General features: G+C 72.9%; 11 protein-coding genes. 7 read left to right on the forward strand and 4 right to left on the reverse strand.

Translation table 11 applies throughout. The features are described 5' to 3' along the window. Positions 1–51: 51 nt before the first annotated feature. Entirely contained in the window at positions 52–2,328 is a 2,277-nt protein-coding gene (locus BCL76_RS39105; protein WP_181382707.1) for a choice-of-anchor A family protein, read from the reverse strand. Between the two features lie 139 nt (positions 2,329–2,467). After that, positions 2,468–3,688 carry a L,D-transpeptidase gene (locus BCL76_RS24735; protein ID WP_109781672.1) on the reverse strand — a complete coding sequence of 407 codons (1,221 nt, stop codon included), beginning with the start codon at positions 3,686–3,688 and terminating at the stop codon, positions 2,468–2,470. A 182-nt stretch (positions 3,689–3,870) separates the two neighbouring features. On the opposite strand from BCL76_RS24735, the gene glgX reads away from it, so the two are divergent. Next, positions 3,871–6,180, forward strand: coding sequence for a glycogen debranching protein GlgX (glgX, locus tag BCL76_RS24740; protein WP_109781587.1), 2,310 nt, complete (start codon positions 3,871–3,873; stop codon positions 6,178–6,180). Between the two features lie 110 nt (positions 6,181–6,290). After that, a complete protein-coding gene (locus tag BCL76_RS24745) occupies positions 6,291–7,013 on the forward strand; it encodes a CDP-alcohol phosphatidyltransferase family protein (RefSeq protein WP_109781588.1) in 723 nt (240 codons plus the stop codon). On the opposite strand, the gene BCL76_RS24750 is transcribed toward BCL76_RS24745, so the two are convergent. Then, positions 6,994–7,497, reverse strand: coding sequence for an adenylyltransferase/cytidyltransferase family protein (locus BCL76_RS24750; RefSeq protein ID WP_375137962.1), 504 nt, complete (start codon positions 7,495–7,497; stop codon positions 6,994–6,996). The two genes, BCL76_RS24745 and BCL76_RS24750, sit on opposite strands and share 20 nt — an antisense overlap. Before the next feature lie 150 nt (positions 7,498–7,647). Here BCL76_RS24750 and BCL76_RS24755 point away from each other — a divergent pair, with 150 nt between their 5' ends. Genes BCL76_RS24755 through BCL76_RS24765 form a run of 3 tightly spaced genes read left to right on the forward strand, consistent with a single transcriptional unit; the run spans position 7,648 to position 11,845 of the window. Next, complete coding sequence (locus BCL76_RS24755) at positions 7,648–8,859, forward strand: glycosyltransferase family 4 protein (protein ID WP_109781590.1); 1,212 nt, start codon at positions 7,648–7,650, stop codon at positions 8,857–8,859. After that, positions 8,856–10,616: a lipopolysaccharide biosynthesis protein gene (locus BCL76_RS24760; protein ID WP_109781591.1), complete on the forward strand. Its 1,761-nt coding sequence runs from the start codon at positions 8,856–8,858 to the stop codon at positions 10,614–10,616. The genes BCL76_RS24755 and BCL76_RS24760 overlap by 4 nt, the downstream gene beginning before the upstream one ends. Further along, a complete protein-coding gene (locus BCL76_RS24765) occupies positions 10,613–11,845 on the forward strand; it encodes a hypothetical protein (RefSeq protein ID WP_109781592.1) in 1,233 nt (410 codons plus the stop codon). Before BCL76_RS24760 ends, BCL76_RS24765 begins: the two co-directional genes overlap by 4 nt. Positions 11,846–12,251: 406 nt before the next feature. Here BCL76_RS24765 and BCL76_RS24770 read toward each other — a convergent pair whose 3' ends face one another. Further along, complete coding sequence (locus tag BCL76_RS24770; RefSeq protein WP_375137963.1) at positions 12,252–13,775, reverse strand: hypothetical protein; 1,524 nt, start codon at positions 13,773–13,775, stop codon at positions 12,252–12,254. A gap of 96 nt (positions 13,776–13,871) precedes the next feature. Between BCL76_RS24770 and BCL76_RS24775 the strand changes: the two genes are divergently transcribed. After that, positions 13,872–14,411 carry a WcaF family extracellular polysaccharide biosynthesis acetyltransferase gene (locus BCL76_RS24775; RefSeq protein ID WP_109781593.1) on the forward strand — a complete coding sequence of 180 codons (540 nt, stop codon included), beginning with the start codon at positions 13,872–13,874 and terminating at the stop codon, positions 14,409–14,411. Beyond that, the gene (locus BCL76_RS24780; RefSeq protein WP_109781594.1) at positions 14,408–15,523 is read left to right on the forward strand and encodes a glycosyltransferase; all 1,116 of its coding nucleotides are present in this window, start codon (positions 14,408–14,410) and stop codon (positions 15,521–15,523) included. The genes BCL76_RS24775 and BCL76_RS24780 overlap by 4 nt, the downstream gene beginning before the upstream one ends. The last annotated feature ends 27 nt before the right edge of the window (positions 15,524–15,550 follow it).

Consider the following 15,550-nt stretch of genomic DNA (forward strand, 5'->3'; position numbering starts at 1 on the left):
TCCGGGACGGTGGGTGACCAGGCCGAACCCGTGGGGGCGGCCGCCGAGGGGTCAGGCCCGAGGGCCCTTGGAGTGCTTGGCGTGCTTCGGGCGCTCGGAGTGCTTCGGGTGCTTGGGGTGCTTCGAGTGCGGAGGGTTCTTGGAGTGCTGGGGGTTCTTGGAGTGCTTGCCCTTCCCGTGGTCACCCTTCGGGTGCTTGGGATGCTTCGGGTGCTTGTCCTTGCCGTGGTCGTCCTTGCCGTGGTCGACCGGCTTGTTCCGTACCGTCACCACGACCCGCTGGTCCGGGGTTCCGACGTCCAGCCGGAGCGGGCCGGTGACCCGGTCCGCGGGCAGGACGTAGCCCGCGGGAACGGCCGTCTCGACCAGGTAGTACCAACCCTCGGGGAGCGGACCGAAGTCGCAGACGCCGGTCCGGTCGGTGGTGCAGCCCGGGGCGACCCGACGGTCGGCGGTGGCGCCGCGCGTCTGCAGGCCCGGCACGTTGTTGGTCTCCTGCCACACCTCGAAGACCGCGCCGCGCAGCGGCAGCTTGGTCCTGGCGTCCTGCTTCACGACCCGGATCGAGCCCCGGTACTCCTCGCCCACCGGGGTGTTCGCGACGTCGACGACGATGCCGTCCGCCACGTCACCACGGTCCAGGTCGAACCGGGTGGCCGGGTCGGCCGGGGTCTCGTAGCCGACGGGGGCGGCCGTCTCCCGCCAGTAGTACGTCTGCCCGATCGGCAGCTCCACCGTGCAGGTTCCCCGGGCGTCCGTGACGCAGGCCCCGTCGAGTCGGGTGTCGCCGCCGGCCGTGTCCGTCTGGAGACCGGCGGAGCCGTTGCTCTCCCGCCACAGCTCGAACCGCGCGCCCGCCAGCGGGAGGCCGGTGGCCCGGTCGGTCTTGCGCAGCACCACCCGGGCGGCGAGCGGCGGCTCGGGGGTGCGCCGGTTGTCCGCCACGTACCGGACGCCGGCCGAGGCGTTCTCGGCCGTGAGGGTCAGCTCGTGGACGGTCGCGTCCAGGTCGTAGCCGAGCGGGGCCCCGGTCTCGCGCCAGTAGTAGGTGCCGGGCTCGGTGGTCCGCTCGCAGACGCCGCCGACCGGCGTGACGCATTCGGCGACCAGGGTGTCGGCCCGCGGAGCGGTGTCCTGGAGGCCGGCGACCCCGTTCGTCTCGCGCCACAGTTCGAAGCGCGCCCCCTGCAGCGCCGCTCCCGTCGTCTCGTCCCGCTTGAGCACCGAGACCGTGCCGGTCACCGGGACCGGGCCGCCGCACGAGGGCAGGTCTCCGACGAAGGGGTAGGCGTGGAACTCCTGACCGCCGCCCCCGATCGTGTCACTGCCGTGGGTGACCGAACCGGTCGTGAAGAAGCGTCCGTTGATGCCGGGCAGGGTGACGGTGGTCTCCGAGGACGGCTGCCCCATGAGGAAGCTGCCCTGGAACTGGCCGCCGCCGGTCAGGGTCACGGTGGTGGCGTCGGGGAAGTTCCACAGCAGCCGCTCGCGGTAGGCGTTGAGGGGGTCGGTGTCCTGGATGCCGCCGCTGTACGTGTTGATCGTGCGGGTGGTGCCCAGGACGTTGACCAGCACGGTGGCCGTGTCCGGGACCCGGGTGAACCGGATGCCCTGCTGGCCTCCCCCGGTGCCGACCAGGTTCGCGTCGACGTTGAAGACCTGGAGCGAGGAGGTGCCGTCGCCGGTGAACAGCGTCTCGTAGCCGTTGTCGACGGCCGTGCCGGTGGCCGGGCGCGGGCGACCGTCGACCCGGGCGTAGCACTGGCTGGCGGCGGCGAGCCGGTCGCGCAGCCCCGCGTACGGGGTGACGGCGGCGGGGTCGGGGACCAGGCGGCCCGTCACCACGCCGGTGACCGGGCCCGCGTGCCGGACCACACCGCCGTCGGCGAGCAGACGTTCGCCGGTCGCGACGTCGACGGAGCCGCCGGTGGTGAGGAAGTCGGCGCCGACGGGCGGGGGGACCCTCGATCCGGCGCCGACGATGCCGACGTTGTAGCGGCTGTCCCCGCCCGCCTGCTTGTCCTGGTCGAAGTCGCCGAGGACGACGAGCCGACCCTCGGCCTCGGAGGCCCGGCCCCGGACCCGGAAGTCGCCGCCCGCGAAGATGTTGATGCCGTTGTCGCGGCCCTGCGGGACGCCGTCGGTGCCGATGGGCGGGAACGGGTCGGGGCAGCGGCCCGGGACGCAGGGGCCCAGCCCGTCGGGAAGCGGAGCTCTGGCGACCGCCGCCGGGCGGTCGCCACCGGGACCCTCCGCGAAGGCCGCGGGCGCGGCGGAGGCCAGTACGGCCCCGATCGCGAGCCCGAGGGTCCAGTTTCTGACTGACATGACGCTCCGTCCGTTGCCTGCTGCCCTGATCTGCCCTGACAGGCTGGCGGCAGGCTTCGGCGACGCGCGGTGCGGACACTCTCCGCTACGGCATTTCGATCACTGTGATCACTCTCCCGGGCGGGACCGCCGCCCGGGCTCAGGCGATGGCGGAGCCGGCGACCCAGTCCGCCCAGGACATGTTCCAGCCGCCCAGCCCGTTGTCCGGGGCGACCGTCTTGTCCTGCGAGTTCACGACCTCCACCACGTCCCCGACGAGGGTCCGGTCGAAGAACCAACCGGCCGGGGTGTCGGAGCCGCCGCCCTTGTCGTCGCGCAGGCCCACGCAGCCGTGGCTCTGGTTGGTGGTGCCGAAGGTGTCGGGGCTGGACCAGTAGTTCCCGTGCAGGAAGGTCCCGGAGGCGGTGAGGCGCATGGCGTGCGGGACGTCGGGGATGTCGTACTCGCCGCCGAAGCCGACGGTCTGGCCGTTCATGCGGGTGACGTCGAACATCTCCATCACCACCATCTTCCCGTTGTAGGTGGTGGTCTTGGGCGCCCCGGCGCTGATCGGCACGGTCGACACCAGCTGCCCGTCCCGGCGGACCTCCATGGTGTGCGCGGCCGCGTCCACGGTGGAGATCTGGGAACGGCCGACGGTGAAGGTGATGGACTTGTCCTGGATTCCGTACGAGCCGGGCGCGCCCTCGATGTCGCGCAGGTCCATCTTCACGGTGACCTTGGTGCCGGGCTTCCAGTACTCCTTGGGCCGGAAGTCGAGCCGCTCCTTCCCGAACCAGTGGCCGACGACCTGCGTGCCCGGGTCGGAGGTGACGGAAATGGCCCGCTCCACTTCGGCGCGGCGCTCGATGGCGCGGCTGAACCGGAAGGAGACGATCATCCCGATACCGACGGTCGAGCGGTTCTCGGGCTTGAAGTAGCCGATGAACCGTTCCTCGGGAACGTAGGTGGTGAAGGTGGTGTGGCGGGCCTGGCGGCGGTCGTGCCCGTCGAGGGCGACGGCGTCCACCGTGTACTTGGCGGCGAGCGCGAGCCGTCCGGACGCGGGGTCGGGGCTCCAGCTGAGCCCGTCCTCGGCGATGGTGCCGGGGACCTCTTCCTGCTGGGCGTCCTCCACCTTGGTGACGACGACCCGCTCCAGGCGGCCCTCGGGCACGGTGACCGACAACCGTCCGTCCGCGGGGACCTCCTTGGCGTTGTCGTCGGGGGTGATACGGATGGCCTCGTCCGGAGAACGGGGTTTGCCGGGCAGCTGGATCTCCACCGGGGCCTTGCCGTCCTGGGTGCATCCGGTCAGGCCGCCGAGCAGACCCGCCCATGCCGCCACGGCGGCCAAGCCCGCCCCTGCCCGCCTCGTCAGAAGTGTCACGATCCCTCCAACGACCGGGCGCTGCGGGGGAAACGTGAGCGCGGGCCACGTTCCGGGCAGATCTCTCCGGGCAGAACAGTGTGAAGGACCAGACGGGGGCGGGCCCAGGCCGGGACGCCGGGGCCGCACTCTCCCCTCCCCCCGCCGGTACCCAGGAGCCGTGGAGGCGGGCAGTGTCGAGCGCAGCCGAGCAAGAGGCGGTGGAAGCCGTCAGCAATGCCGCGGAAGCGGTGCGGAGCGGCCGGGCCGTGCCCGTACCGCAGATCGACGGCCGACTGAAGGAGCGGCCGAACGGGCAGGTCAGGGGCCAGGTGGTACGGGTGCACACGCGCCCGGGGGCACCCGTGTGGCCGGGGTCCTCCCATCCGTTGGGGGCCCGGTTCCATCACGGTCCGGACGGGACGGCGGGCACCAATTTCGCCCTGTGGGCGCAGGGCGCGGAGGCGGTGGAGGTGTGTCTGTTCGACGAGGCCGGCGCCGAGACCCGGTGCACCCTGACGGAGCACACGCACGAGATCTGGCACGGGTTCGTGCCGGGCGTACGCCCCGGGCAGCGGTACGGGTTCCGGGTGCACGGCCGCTGGGATCCCTGGACGGGTGCCCGCTACAACCCGGCGAAGCTGCTCCTGGACCCGTACGCGCGGGCCGTGGACGGGGACTTCACGCTGCCCCCGGAGGTGTACGCGCACGTCCGGGACTGGCCGCAGCAGTACATCGCGGACACCGTGCGCGACGACCGGGACTCCGCGCCGTTCGTCCCCAAGGGCGTGGTCGTCCACGATGACGACGACTGGGCGGACGACGTCCGGCCGAAGACGCCGTGGGCCGATTCGGTGATCTACGAGCTGCACGTGCGCGGCTTCACGATGCGCCATCCGGGTATTCCCGAGGAACTGCGCGGCACCTACGCGGGCCTGGCCCATCCGGCGGCGATCGAGCACCTGACGCGGCTGGGCGTGACGGCGGTCGAGCTGTTGCCGGTGCACCAGTTCGCGCACGAGGACCATCTGCTGCGCCGGGGGTTGCGCAACTACTGGGGCTACAACTCGATCGGCTACTTCGCCCCGCACGCCGGGTACTCGGCGAGCGGTACCGCGGGTCAGCAGGTCGGGGAGTTCAAGCGGATGGTCCGCGCCCTGCACGCGGCCGGGATCGAGGTCATCCTCGACGTGGTCTACAACCACACGGCGGAGGCGGGCGAGCTGGGTCCCACGCTGTCGCTGCGCGGGATCGACAACCGGGGCTACTACCGGCTCCAGTCCGACCAGCGCCGCTACTCCGACTACACCGGCTGCGGGAACACCCTGCACGCGGGGCGCCCGCACGTGCTGCGGCTGATCACGGACTCGCTGCGCTACTGGGTCACGGAGATGGGGGTGGACGGCTTCCGTTTCGACCTGGCGGCGGCGCTGGCCCGGTCGATGCACGACGTGGACATGCTGTCGCCGTTCCTCGCGGTGATCGCCCAGGACCCGGTGCTGCGGCGGGTGAAACTCATCGCCGAGCCGTGGGACGTGGGCTCGGGCGGCTACCAGGTGGGGGCGTTCCCCCCGCTGTGGACGGAGTGGAACGACCGCTATCGGGACGCCGTACGGGACTTCTGGCGGGGCGCGCTGCCCGACGTCCGGGATCTGGGGTACCGGTTGTCGGGGTCGAGCGACCTGTACGCGTGGGGCGGGCGGCGGCCGTACGCCTCGGTGAACTTCGTGACCGCGCACGACGGTTTCACCCTGCGCGACCTGGTCACCTACGAGCGCAAGCACAACGACGGCAACGGGGAGGCGAACCGGGACGGGACCAATGACAACCGGTCGTGGAACTGCGGGGCGGAGGGCGAGAGCGACGATCCCCGGATCGGCGTGCTGCGCCGCCGCCAGCTGCGCAACCTGCTCACCACGCTGCTGCTGTCCACGGGCGTGCCGATGCTGGTGGCCGGGGACGAGTTCGGGCGGACCCAGGACGGCAACAACAACGCCTACTGCCAGGACAACGAGACGGGCTGGGTGGACTGGTCGTTGCTGGAGGATCCGGCCTGGCAGTCGCTCTTCGCCCTGGCCTCCCGGTTGATCGCGCTGCGCCACGCCCATCCGGTGCTGCGGCGGCGGGCGTTCTTCTCGGGGCGCTCGCAGGGCGCGGACGGGCTGCGGGACCTGGCCTGGTTCACCCCGGCGGGCGCGGAGATGACCGAGCGGGACTGGTACGCGCCGGCCGGGGCGCTGGGGATGTACCTGTCGGGGCGGGACATCCCGGGCCGTGACGAACGGGGCCGGCAGGTGACCGACGACAGCTTCCTCGCCCTGCTGCACTCCGGGGACCGGCCTGTGGCCTGGGTGCTGCCCCAGGCGCCGTGGGCCGAGGAGTACGAGGTCGTCCTGGACACCTCCTCGGAGGCCCAGGCCGACCCTCCCCGGACGCGGCACCGCGGCGGACGGACCCTGACGGTCCCGGCGCGGTCGGTGCTGCTGCTGAGGGTGGTGAGCTGAGCCGGGCCCCGGACCGTGCCGCTGGTTCCGGACGTATGCGACATCCGGAACCAGCACCCTCGTTCGTACTGCGATGATGTGTTCGACATCATCTCGGAGGGGGTCCCTGTATGGGCAGAGTCACGACCGCGCTGCAGGAACTGCGCGGGGCGCAGAAGTCGGCGAAGGGGGTGTCGCTCTACTCCCGGTTCGTCAACCGGCCCGCCGGGCGGTATCTGGCCGCCGGTTCGTACGCGCTGGGGCTCACCCCGGACCAGGTGACGCTGATCAGTGCCGCCTTCAGCTTCGCCGCGGTGGCCGCGGTCGCGCTGGCCGCCCCCTCGTGGGGGCTGGGGATCGCGGTGTGGGCCGCCCTCGCCGTCGGCTTCGCCTTCGACTCCGCCGACGGGCAGCTGGCCCGGCTGCGCGGTGGTGGCAGCGCGGCCGGCGAGTGGCTCGACCACGTCGTGGACGCCGCCAAGCTCACCGCCCTGCACTCCTGTGTGCTGATCGCCTTCTACCGCTTCCCCGAGGCGTACGGGACGGGCTCGGACGGCTGGCTGCTGGTGCCGCTGGGCTTCCAGTTCGCCGCGGTGGTGACCTTCTTCGGCGGCCTGCTGACCGAGAAGCTCAAGCCGAAGCCGGCCCCCGGCAGCCCGGCGGCCGCGCCGTCGACCGCGCGCGCGGTGGCCCTGCTGCCCGTGGACTACGGGGTGTTCTGCCTGGTGTTCCTGCTGCTCGGCGGCGGGAAGCTGTTCGTCTGGGCCTATGCGGGACTGGGCGTGGTCGCCGCGCTGTTCCTGCTGGCGTTCCTCGCGAAGTGGTTCCGGGAGCTCAGCGCCGTTCGCCGGTGACCTGGCCCGGGGCCTGGGCCGGTTCCGCGAGCGCGTCCAGTGCCCGGCGCAGCTGGGTGCTGGACGTGTGCACGGTGTAGGGGAAGTACACGACGTCGACGCCGTGGGCGGCGAAGTCCTTCTCCAGCCGGTCGCCCTTGGGCGTGCCGCGCCAGTCGTCGCCCTTGAAGATGACGTCGAAGCGGACCTGCTTCCAGGTCTCCACCTTGTCGGGAACCGTCTCGACGAAGGCCGCGTCGACGTACTTGACGCTGCGGACGATCTCCAGTCGCTCGACGAGCGGGATCATCGGGCGGCGCCCCTTGGCGAGCTCGGCCATCTCGTCCGAGACCACTCCGGCGACCAGATAGTCGCACTGGCTCCGGGCATGGCGAAGGATGTTGAGATGCCCGATGTGGAACAGATCGTAGGCGCCGGGCGCATAGCCGACTCGATACGGCCTGCGCGCAGGCGCAGCAAGGTCGGACATGTCGTGCTCCGTCATCTTTTACCCCCAGCAGCCACACCCCCCGGTGTAGCGGATTAGCAGACAATAGCGTGCACGTTCCGCACCACGCGGGTGAACGAATAGGGTGACGTGCGCATCATCCAGGGGAGAAGGGGACGCTCAGTGTCCAGATCCGGTCACCGGCGCATGCTGCTGGTTTCCACCAATTACGCTCCGGAGCACGCGGGGATCGGCCCGTACGCCACCCAGATCGCGGAGCACTGGGCGGATCTCGGTCACGAGACCCACGTGCTGGCGGGTATGCCGCACTACCCGGCGTGGTCGCTCGAGCCCGAGTACAAGGGGGCGTTCCAGCGCACGGAACAGCGCGCGGGGGTCACCGTGCACCGGCGTGCGCACACCGTGCCGCCGCGCCAGACCGCCGTGAAGCGCGCCCTTTTCGAAGGATCGATTCTGCTGCACGGCGCCGTGGCCCCGCCCCGGATGCCGAAGCCCGACGCGATCCTCGCCCAGATGCCCAGCCTGGCGGGCGGCGTGCTCGCCGCCCGGCTCGCGGCGCGCTGGAAGGTCCCGTACGTCCCGGTCGTCCAGGACCTGATGGGCGCCGCCGCCGCGCAGAGCGGGATCAGCGGCGGGGACAAGGCCGCCGCGATCGCCGGCCGCGCCGAGGCGTACGCCCTGAGGCGCGCCACCCTCGTCGGCGTCATCCACGAGACCTTCGTGGACCGGGTCGTCGGCATGGGCGTGGACCCGGACAAGATCCGTCTCGTCCCCAACTGGTCGCACGTGCCCGTGCCCACCAAGCCGCGCGGGGAGACCCGCCACCACCTCGGCTGGGCCCCGGGCGAGACCGTCGTCCTGCACTCCGGGAACATGGGCCTCAAGCAGGGCCTGGAGGTCCTGGTGGGCGCCGCCCGGCTCGATCCGAGCGTCCGTTTCGTCCTGATGGGCGACGGCAGTCAGCGGTCGGCTCTGTCCGATCTCGCGGCGGATGTGCCGAATCTGGACATCATCCCCCCTGCCGCTGACGGCGAGTTCCCGGATATCCTCGCCGCGGCGGACGTTCTCGCGGTCACGCAGCACGCCGCCGTGCTGGACATGAGCGTCCCGTCGAAGCTGACCTCCTACTTCCAGACCGGTCGGCCCGTCGTCGCCTCCGTGGCGGCGGAGGGCGGTACCGCCCAGGAGGTGGAACGCTCGGGCGCGGGGGTTCTCGTACCACCGGAGGACCCCGAGGCACTGCTGAAGGCCGTACGGGCCCTGGCCGAGGACCCGGACGGCGCGGACGCACTGGGAGCGGCCGGACCCCGCCACGTGGCGGCGCATCTGAGCCGTGAGGCGGGCCTGGCCCGCATCGACGCACTGATGGACGAAGCACTTGGGGGACCCCGGCCGTGATCGAGACGAACCGCCCTGCAGCGGCACCGGTCGACGACGAACCCGATCTCCTCAGAGATCAGTTCCGGCAGCTCCTGCGCTACCGCAGGCTCATCGGCGCGGGCATCGGGATCGGTCTGCTGGGCGGCGTCTACCTCGGCATCTCGACGGCCGACACGTATGTCGCGACCGCCGACGTGGTCCTGCGCGCGCCCACCGACGACCCGTTCAACCCGAGCCTCGCCCCGGACAAGGCGATCAACATCGGCTCGGAGCGCCAGGTCGCGCTCAGCTCCTCCATAGCCAACGAGGCGGCGAAGAAGCTCGGCGTGGGCGCGTCCGGCTTCGCCTCCCTGCGCAGCGGGCTGCAGGTCACCAACCCGCCGCAGACCATGGTGCTGCGCTTCACGTACACCGCGGACTCCCCCAAGGAGGCCGCCAAGCGCGCCAACACGATGACCGAGGCGTACCTGCTGAAGCGGCAGGAGGCCCTCGACGCCACCCGCGACAAGATGGTCAAGGGGTACAAGGAGCAGCGCGACCCGATCGCCAAGCAGCTCGACGAGGTGTCGAAGGAGATCGCCCGGATGCCGGCCGGCGCCGCACGCGACGCCGCCAGCTCCTCCAAGACCGACCTGCAGAGCGAGGTCGGCGGTTACAACACCAAGATCACCAAGCTTGAGGCCCTGGACATGACCCCGGGCCGCGTCACCAGCGCGGCGACCGCGCCCACCGCCACCGACGGTCCCGGCATCCTCATGTCGCTCGCGCTCGGCGCGGCCGTGGGCCTCGCGCTGGGCCTGCTGGCCGCCTGGGTCCGGCTGGTCTTCGACCCGGCCCCGCGCTCCGAGGGCGATGTGGCCCGGGCGCTGCGCGCGCCCGTGCTCGGCTACCTGCCCCGGGACCGGACGGGCGGCGGACCGCTGCTCGCCGCCGGTGAGGCCGATCCCCGGCTCGCCGAGGAGTACCGCTCGGTGGCCTTCCGCCTCGCCTACGACGCCCGCTTCGCCGACCGGCGCCGCCTGCTCGTCGTCGCCCCGCGCGGCAGCAGCGAGACCGCCGCCGCGGTGGCCGTGAACCTCGCCGCCTCTTTCGCGGAGACCGGCAAGGACGTCCTCCTCATCGAGGCCGACCTGCGTACCCCGGTCCTGGCCAGCCAGCTGCCGACGGACGCCGGCGGCCGGCCGCGCTGGAGCCAGACCCCGGGCAGCCCGGGCGGCGGCGGCCGGCACTCGGACACCGAGTGGCCCGACGGACGTCAGCTCGTCGTGGACGCCGGTGAGTCCGGATCTTTCGACCTGATCCCGGGCGAGCGGGCGCGCAACGTCCCGCGCTCGCTGACCTCGGCCCGCGCCACCCGGCTGATCTCCGAGGCCGACTCCCCCAACTCCACGGTCGTCGTGCTCGCGCCGCCCGTGCTCTCCTACGCCGACGCCCTGGCCCTCGTCGACCGCGTCGACGGCGTCCTGGTCGTCGCCGACCCGCGCGCCGTGCACCGCACCGACCTGTCCCGGATCCGCGAGCTGATCAGCGGCGCCGGCGGCACCGTGCTCGGCGCGGTGCTGCACGCGCCGCTGCCGGGCGAGAAGCGCGGCAAGGGCAAGGGCGGTCCGGCCCCCGTCGGCCCCGGCGCGGGTCCCGGGACCGCGGCGAAGTCCGGCAAGCCGGTGCCGCAGCCCCAGCCGATCCCGTACGAAGTGGCCGAGCCCGAACAGCACATCCCCGGTGACGGCACCGACACCGTCGCGCTGCGCACCGTCCGCATGGGCCGCAGATGAGCCGACGCGGCCTCGCCGCGGTCGCGTCGGTCCTGGACCAGGCGGCGTCCAGCGCCACGAACATCCTGGTGCTGGTGCTGGCCGCCCGGCTGTCCTCGGCGTCCGGGTTCGCCGACTTCTCGATGGTGTACGTGACGTTCAGCGTGCTCCTCGGGCTGAACATGGCCTACGTCGGCCAGAGCCTGGTGCTGGAGAAGGGTGAGCGGCTCGGCGCCGAGTGCCGTTCGGCCGTGGGCTTCACCGCCGCCGGGTCGGCCGCCGTGGGCGTCCTGCTCGCGGCGGTGGGCCTGGCGCTGCCCGGCGCCACCGGGACGGCCTTCCTCGCGCTGGGCCTGGTCCTGCCGGTGGTGCTCCTCCAGGACGGCCTGCGGTACTGCTTCTCCGCCCTGCGCGCCCCGGAGCGGGCGCTGGCCGCCGACGCGCTGCGGCTGGTGTGCGTGGTCGCGGCGCTGGCCGCGCAGCCCGAAGGGGCCTCGGCCGGACGGCTGGTGCTCGCCTGGGGGCTCTCCGCGCTGCCGGCGCTGGGCCTGGGGCTGTGGCTGCTGCGCCCGTACGTGCGCGGCAGCCGGGCCGACCTGCGGCCGTACCTGCGGCGGGGTCACCTGGGGCAGCGGTTCGTGGTCGAGTTCGCGGTGGGCAACGGCTCCAGCCAGCTCGCCGTCCTGGGCCTCGGTGTGTTCGCCACGCCGCTGGCCGTCGGCGCGCTGCGGGGTGCGACCACCCTTTTCGGGCCGCTGAACGTGCTGTTCAACTCCGCGAACGCCTTCGGGCCGCCGGTCCTCGGGCGGCTCGGCGGCAAGCGGGCCACGGTGCGGGCCACGGCCGCGCTGGGACTCGTACTCGCCACGGTCGGCGCGGGGTGGGCCACGGCCCTGTACCTGCTGCCGGACCGGCTGGGCCGCGAACTGCTGGGCGACACCTGGGCGGGCGCGTCCGCGCTGCTGCCGGCCACAGGGGCGCAGTACGCCGTGATGGGGCTCGGCACGTGCGCGCTGCTGACCCTGCGGGTGCTCGCCCCGAAGGCCACGCTGTCGTTGCAGGTGGTCTTCTCGCTGCTGTCCGTGGGGCTGCTGCTCGGCGGCTACGCGGTGTGGGGCGTGGCAGGCGCCGCGTGGGGTCTGGCGGCCGGCTCGGCCCTCAAGGCCCTGGCGGCGTGGTGGCGGGTCACCCGCCTGCCGGCCACGGCCGCCGCACGCGACGACGAACCGGTGCCGGCCCCGGCCGCCTGACCCGTCCCCCAGGACCTACGCTCGCGGCGCCGAGGGGTGGCGGGGGGCGTCCGGGACGTCCGGGCGGCGGACCGCCTCCATCTCCTTGCGGAGCACCGGGACGACCTCCACCGTGCGCGCCGGGGTCGGTCCGTGCCCAGGTGTGCCCGCCACACACCTGCGGCACCGGATGCGCGACCGGCCACCCGGCCGGCCCGGCGGCACCCGGACGGGCCCGGGGCCGGCGCCCCTGAGGCGGCCGGATCGGCCCCGAGCGGGACGGCCGACGCCCGGAAGGGAGACCTCCGGGGCCGCCTCGGCGCTCCCCCGGTGCCCGCACCACCTCGTGCGGGCCGCCGCCGGTGACCCCGTCACCGGTGGGGTGCCCCGACCGGGGAGGACGCCGTCGCGGGTCGGCGCCGTGCCCTCAGCGCAGGGTGGTGGCCTTGTCCGAGCGGTACGTCGCGACCAGCGCCAGGCAGAGGGCCGCGATCGCCACCCGGCCCGAGGCCTGCAGCAGCGGCCCGCGCAGCAGGATGAACGAGTACCCCGCGACCAGCGGGACCACCACCGAGATCAGGCTGCCCGGTGGACTGCGCCGCGTGGCCCGCTTCGCGTAGCGCCGGTCGACGCGGGCGGAGGCGTACCCCATGCCCAGCAACCCCGCGCCCATCCCCAGCGGTCCGAAGTCGAGCCACAGCTCCGCCCAGATCGGGGAGGAGAGGTTGGTGTTGACCGTGCCCATCCACTGGCCGACCATCACGCCGGTGTCCCTCGGCTTGCCGGGCCACACCGCGCGGGGCACCGCGAAGAAGACCGATCCCGCGAGCTGGCGGCCGTAGGAGTGGCCGGGCCCGGAGTTCGAGAAGGTGATGGTGTTCGCGAACATGCCGATCTGGTCGTAGTCCTTGAGGGCCATCGGCTCCAGGAAGGACGTGGTCTCCACCGGCCGGTAGTTCTTCTCGTCGTAGCGGAAGCGGTCCGCGAACGGGAAGATCAGCAGCGCGACGACCACCGCCATGGACAGCGCGACCCGGTACATCGCCGCGCTCACCGGGAAGACGGTGAACAGCAGGGCGAACATGACCGTCAGGAACCAGTACCGCGGGTTCGAGATCGGGTTGTTGACGATCAGGTTGAGCCCGGCGAGCGCCCCCCACGTGACGATGATCGACACCTTGCGGCGGGCGAACTTCGAGGTGACAAGCCAGCGGGTGTACAGGAGCAGCGCGAGCAGCGCCGGTACGGTGCCGAAGCCGCGCAGCAGGGCCTGGCCGGCCTGGCCGTCGCCGTTGGAGACACCCGCCTCCTCGATGCCCGCGATGATCTCCTGGCGGCTGGAGAAGAAGACCGCCGGGCCGCCGAGCTTCATGATGAAGACGGCGCTGCACAGGAACGACAGGACCGTCAGCAGCTGGAGGCGGCGCCGGTGCGCCATGACGGGGCGCGACTCCTTCTGGGAGCCGCCCGCGCGCCCGGCCGGCCGGTGCCGGGCCAGCAGCACCCCGACGTCGAAGGCCGTGCAGCCGAGCAGGACGAGCCCGATGGCGACGGTCAGGTCGGAGCGCGGGCCGACGACCGGGGTCGGGACCTGGCCGAGGACGGCCTGGGCGAGCGGGGCCACGCCCATGGCCATGTAGACGAAGAGCCAGAAGGAGCCCTGGAGCAGCTTGCGGCGGCTGGTGAGGACCATCGCGGAGAGCCGGGCGCCCGCGTACATGGTGAGCAGCAGCTGGAGCCAGAAGGCCGCGTCGCGGGCTCCGGCACCCGACTGGAGGGCGACGAACAGCGGCAGGAAGACGGTGAATCCGAGCGCGAGCGGAACGGACAGCGCGCGCGAGAGGAGGGTCCGCGGGAGGGTGGCCCGGCCCCACAGGCTCTCGTCCTCGAAGGGCGAGGGAACGGGCGGCTTCGCGGGGGTCGTGGAGGGCTTGCGTATGTCCGTCGTCACTGCCGCCCCCACCCGATGTGCCTGGTCCGCGCGCAGTCTAGTCTGAGCGGGCCACGCCCGGGGAGGCGGCGGCCGAGAGCACGATGGGGGCTTCTGTTGCGTGATCTTCCTTCCTTCACGCTGGCCGGGTACGACAAAGGGCGCGGGCTGCTGACGCAGGCGCTCTGGTTCGCCGTGATGAACACGCTGTTCATGAGCTGGTTCTGTCCGGCGCGGTTGCGGGTGGCGCTGCTGCGCGCCTTCGGGGCGAAGATCGGTGAGGGCGTCCTGATCCGGCACCGGGTGCGCGTGCTGTGGCCGTGGAAGCTCACCGTCGGGGACCACACCTGGATAGGTGAGGGCGCCTGGCTGCTGAACCTGGAGCCGGTGACCATCGGGGCGAACGTGTGCGTCTCGCAGGAAGCGATGCTGTGCACCGGCTCGCACGACCACCGGGCCGCGGACTTCCGCTACCGCAACGCCCCGATCGTGGTCGAGGACGGTGCGTGGGTGGCCGTACGGGCGACCGTGCTCGCCGGGGTCACGCTGGGCCGTTGCGCGGTCGCGGGCGCCGGTTCGGTGGTCCACAGAAACCTTCCCGCGCTGACCCTGCAGACCCAGGACGGGCAGCGCCGCCCGGTGGAGGAGCCCAAGTGAGAGTCCTGCACGCCGTCACCCTGCACTCCCCCTCGCACGCCTTCGGCGGACCGGTCCGGGTCGCGCTCAACCTGACCAAGGGGCTGCGGGCCCGTGGCCACGAGGCACGGCTGCTCGCGCTCGGCGAGGGCTTCGACCCGTGGCCGACCGAGGTGGAGGGCGTTCCTGCGAAGCTCTTCCCGGCCCGTCGCCTCCTGCCCCTCGGCTTCAGCGGGATGACCTCGCCGGCGCTGCTGGCGTCGGCCGGGCGCCTGGTGCGGGACGCCGACGTCGTGCACGTCCACCTGGCCCGGGACCTGGTGACGCTGCCGGTGGCGCTGGCGGCGCTGCGGGCGGGCAAGCCGCTGGTGCTGCAGACCCACGGCATGGTGGACCCGAGCGAGAAGCTGCTGGCGAAGGTGCTGGACGCGGTGGCGGTACGCCGCCTGCTGCGCGGCGCGGACGCGGTGCTGTACCTGACCCCGCACGAGCGGGAGGGGCTGGACGCGGTGGTCGGCGCGCCGCCCTTGGCGCAGGCGGTCCGGCTGGTCAACGGGACCCCGGCGCAGGAGGAGCGCCCCACGCCCGAGGGCGCGCCGCGCATCCTGTACTCGGCGCGCCTGCAGGCCCGTAAGCGGCCGGTGGACTTCGTGGACGCGGCCCCGGAGGTCCTCGCGGCGCACCCGGACGCGCATTTCGTAGTCGCGGGCCCGGACGAGGGCGAGTTGGCCGCCGTACGGGCCCGGATCGGGACGCTGGGCCTGACCGACCGCTTCACGGTCCCCGGGGCCCTGTCCGGCACGGAGGTCCTGGCGGAGCTGCGCCGCGCCCACGTCTACGTACTGCCGTCGGTGGACGAGCCGTTCCCCATGTCGGTGCTGGAAGCCCTCTCCGTTGGCGTCCCGTCGGTGGTCACCCACTCCAACGGACTGGCCCGCGACATCGCCCGCGCCGGCGCGGGCCGTGCGGTCGACCCCGGCCCGGCGGGCGTCTCCGCGGCCGTCCTGGCCCTCCTGGACCCGACCGCCAACCGCGAGGCCTCGGTGTCGGCCCGCAAGCTGGCCGCGGAGTCCTTCTCCATGGAAGCGGTCCTGGACACCCTGCTCCCGATCTACGAGGGCATCCGCCACTGAGGCGGGCGGCCCGCGCCGGCGCGGCGC

It is taken from the genome of Streptomyces sp. CG 926 (assembly GCF_003148825.1).
In the GTDB taxonomy this organism is placed as follows: Bacteria; Actinomycetota; Actinomycetes; order Streptomycetales; family Streptomycetaceae; genus Streptomyces.

Bases quoted from the DNA above. Each gene is read 5' to 3' on its own strand.
- BCL76_RS39105 (WP_181382707.1), bottom strand. From the start codon at position 2,328: ATGTCAGTCAGAAACTGGACCCTCGGGCTCGCGATCGGGGCCGTACTG.
- BCL76_RS24745 (WP_109781588.1), top strand. From the start codon at position 6,291: ATGGGCAGAGTCACGACCGCGCTGCAGGAACTGCGCGGGGCGCAGAAG.
- BCL76_RS24750 (WP_375137962.1), bottom strand. From the start codon at position 7,497: ATGACGGAGCACGACATGTCCGACCTTGCTGCGCCTGCGCGCAGGCCG.
- BCL76_RS24755 (WP_109781590.1), top strand. From the start codon at position 7,648: ATGCTGCTGGTTTCCACCAATTACGCTCCGGAGCACGCGGGGATCGGC.
- BCL76_RS24765 (WP_109781592.1), top strand. From the start codon at position 10,613: ATGAGCCGACGCGGCCTCGCCGCGGTCGCGTCGGTCCTGGACCAGGCG.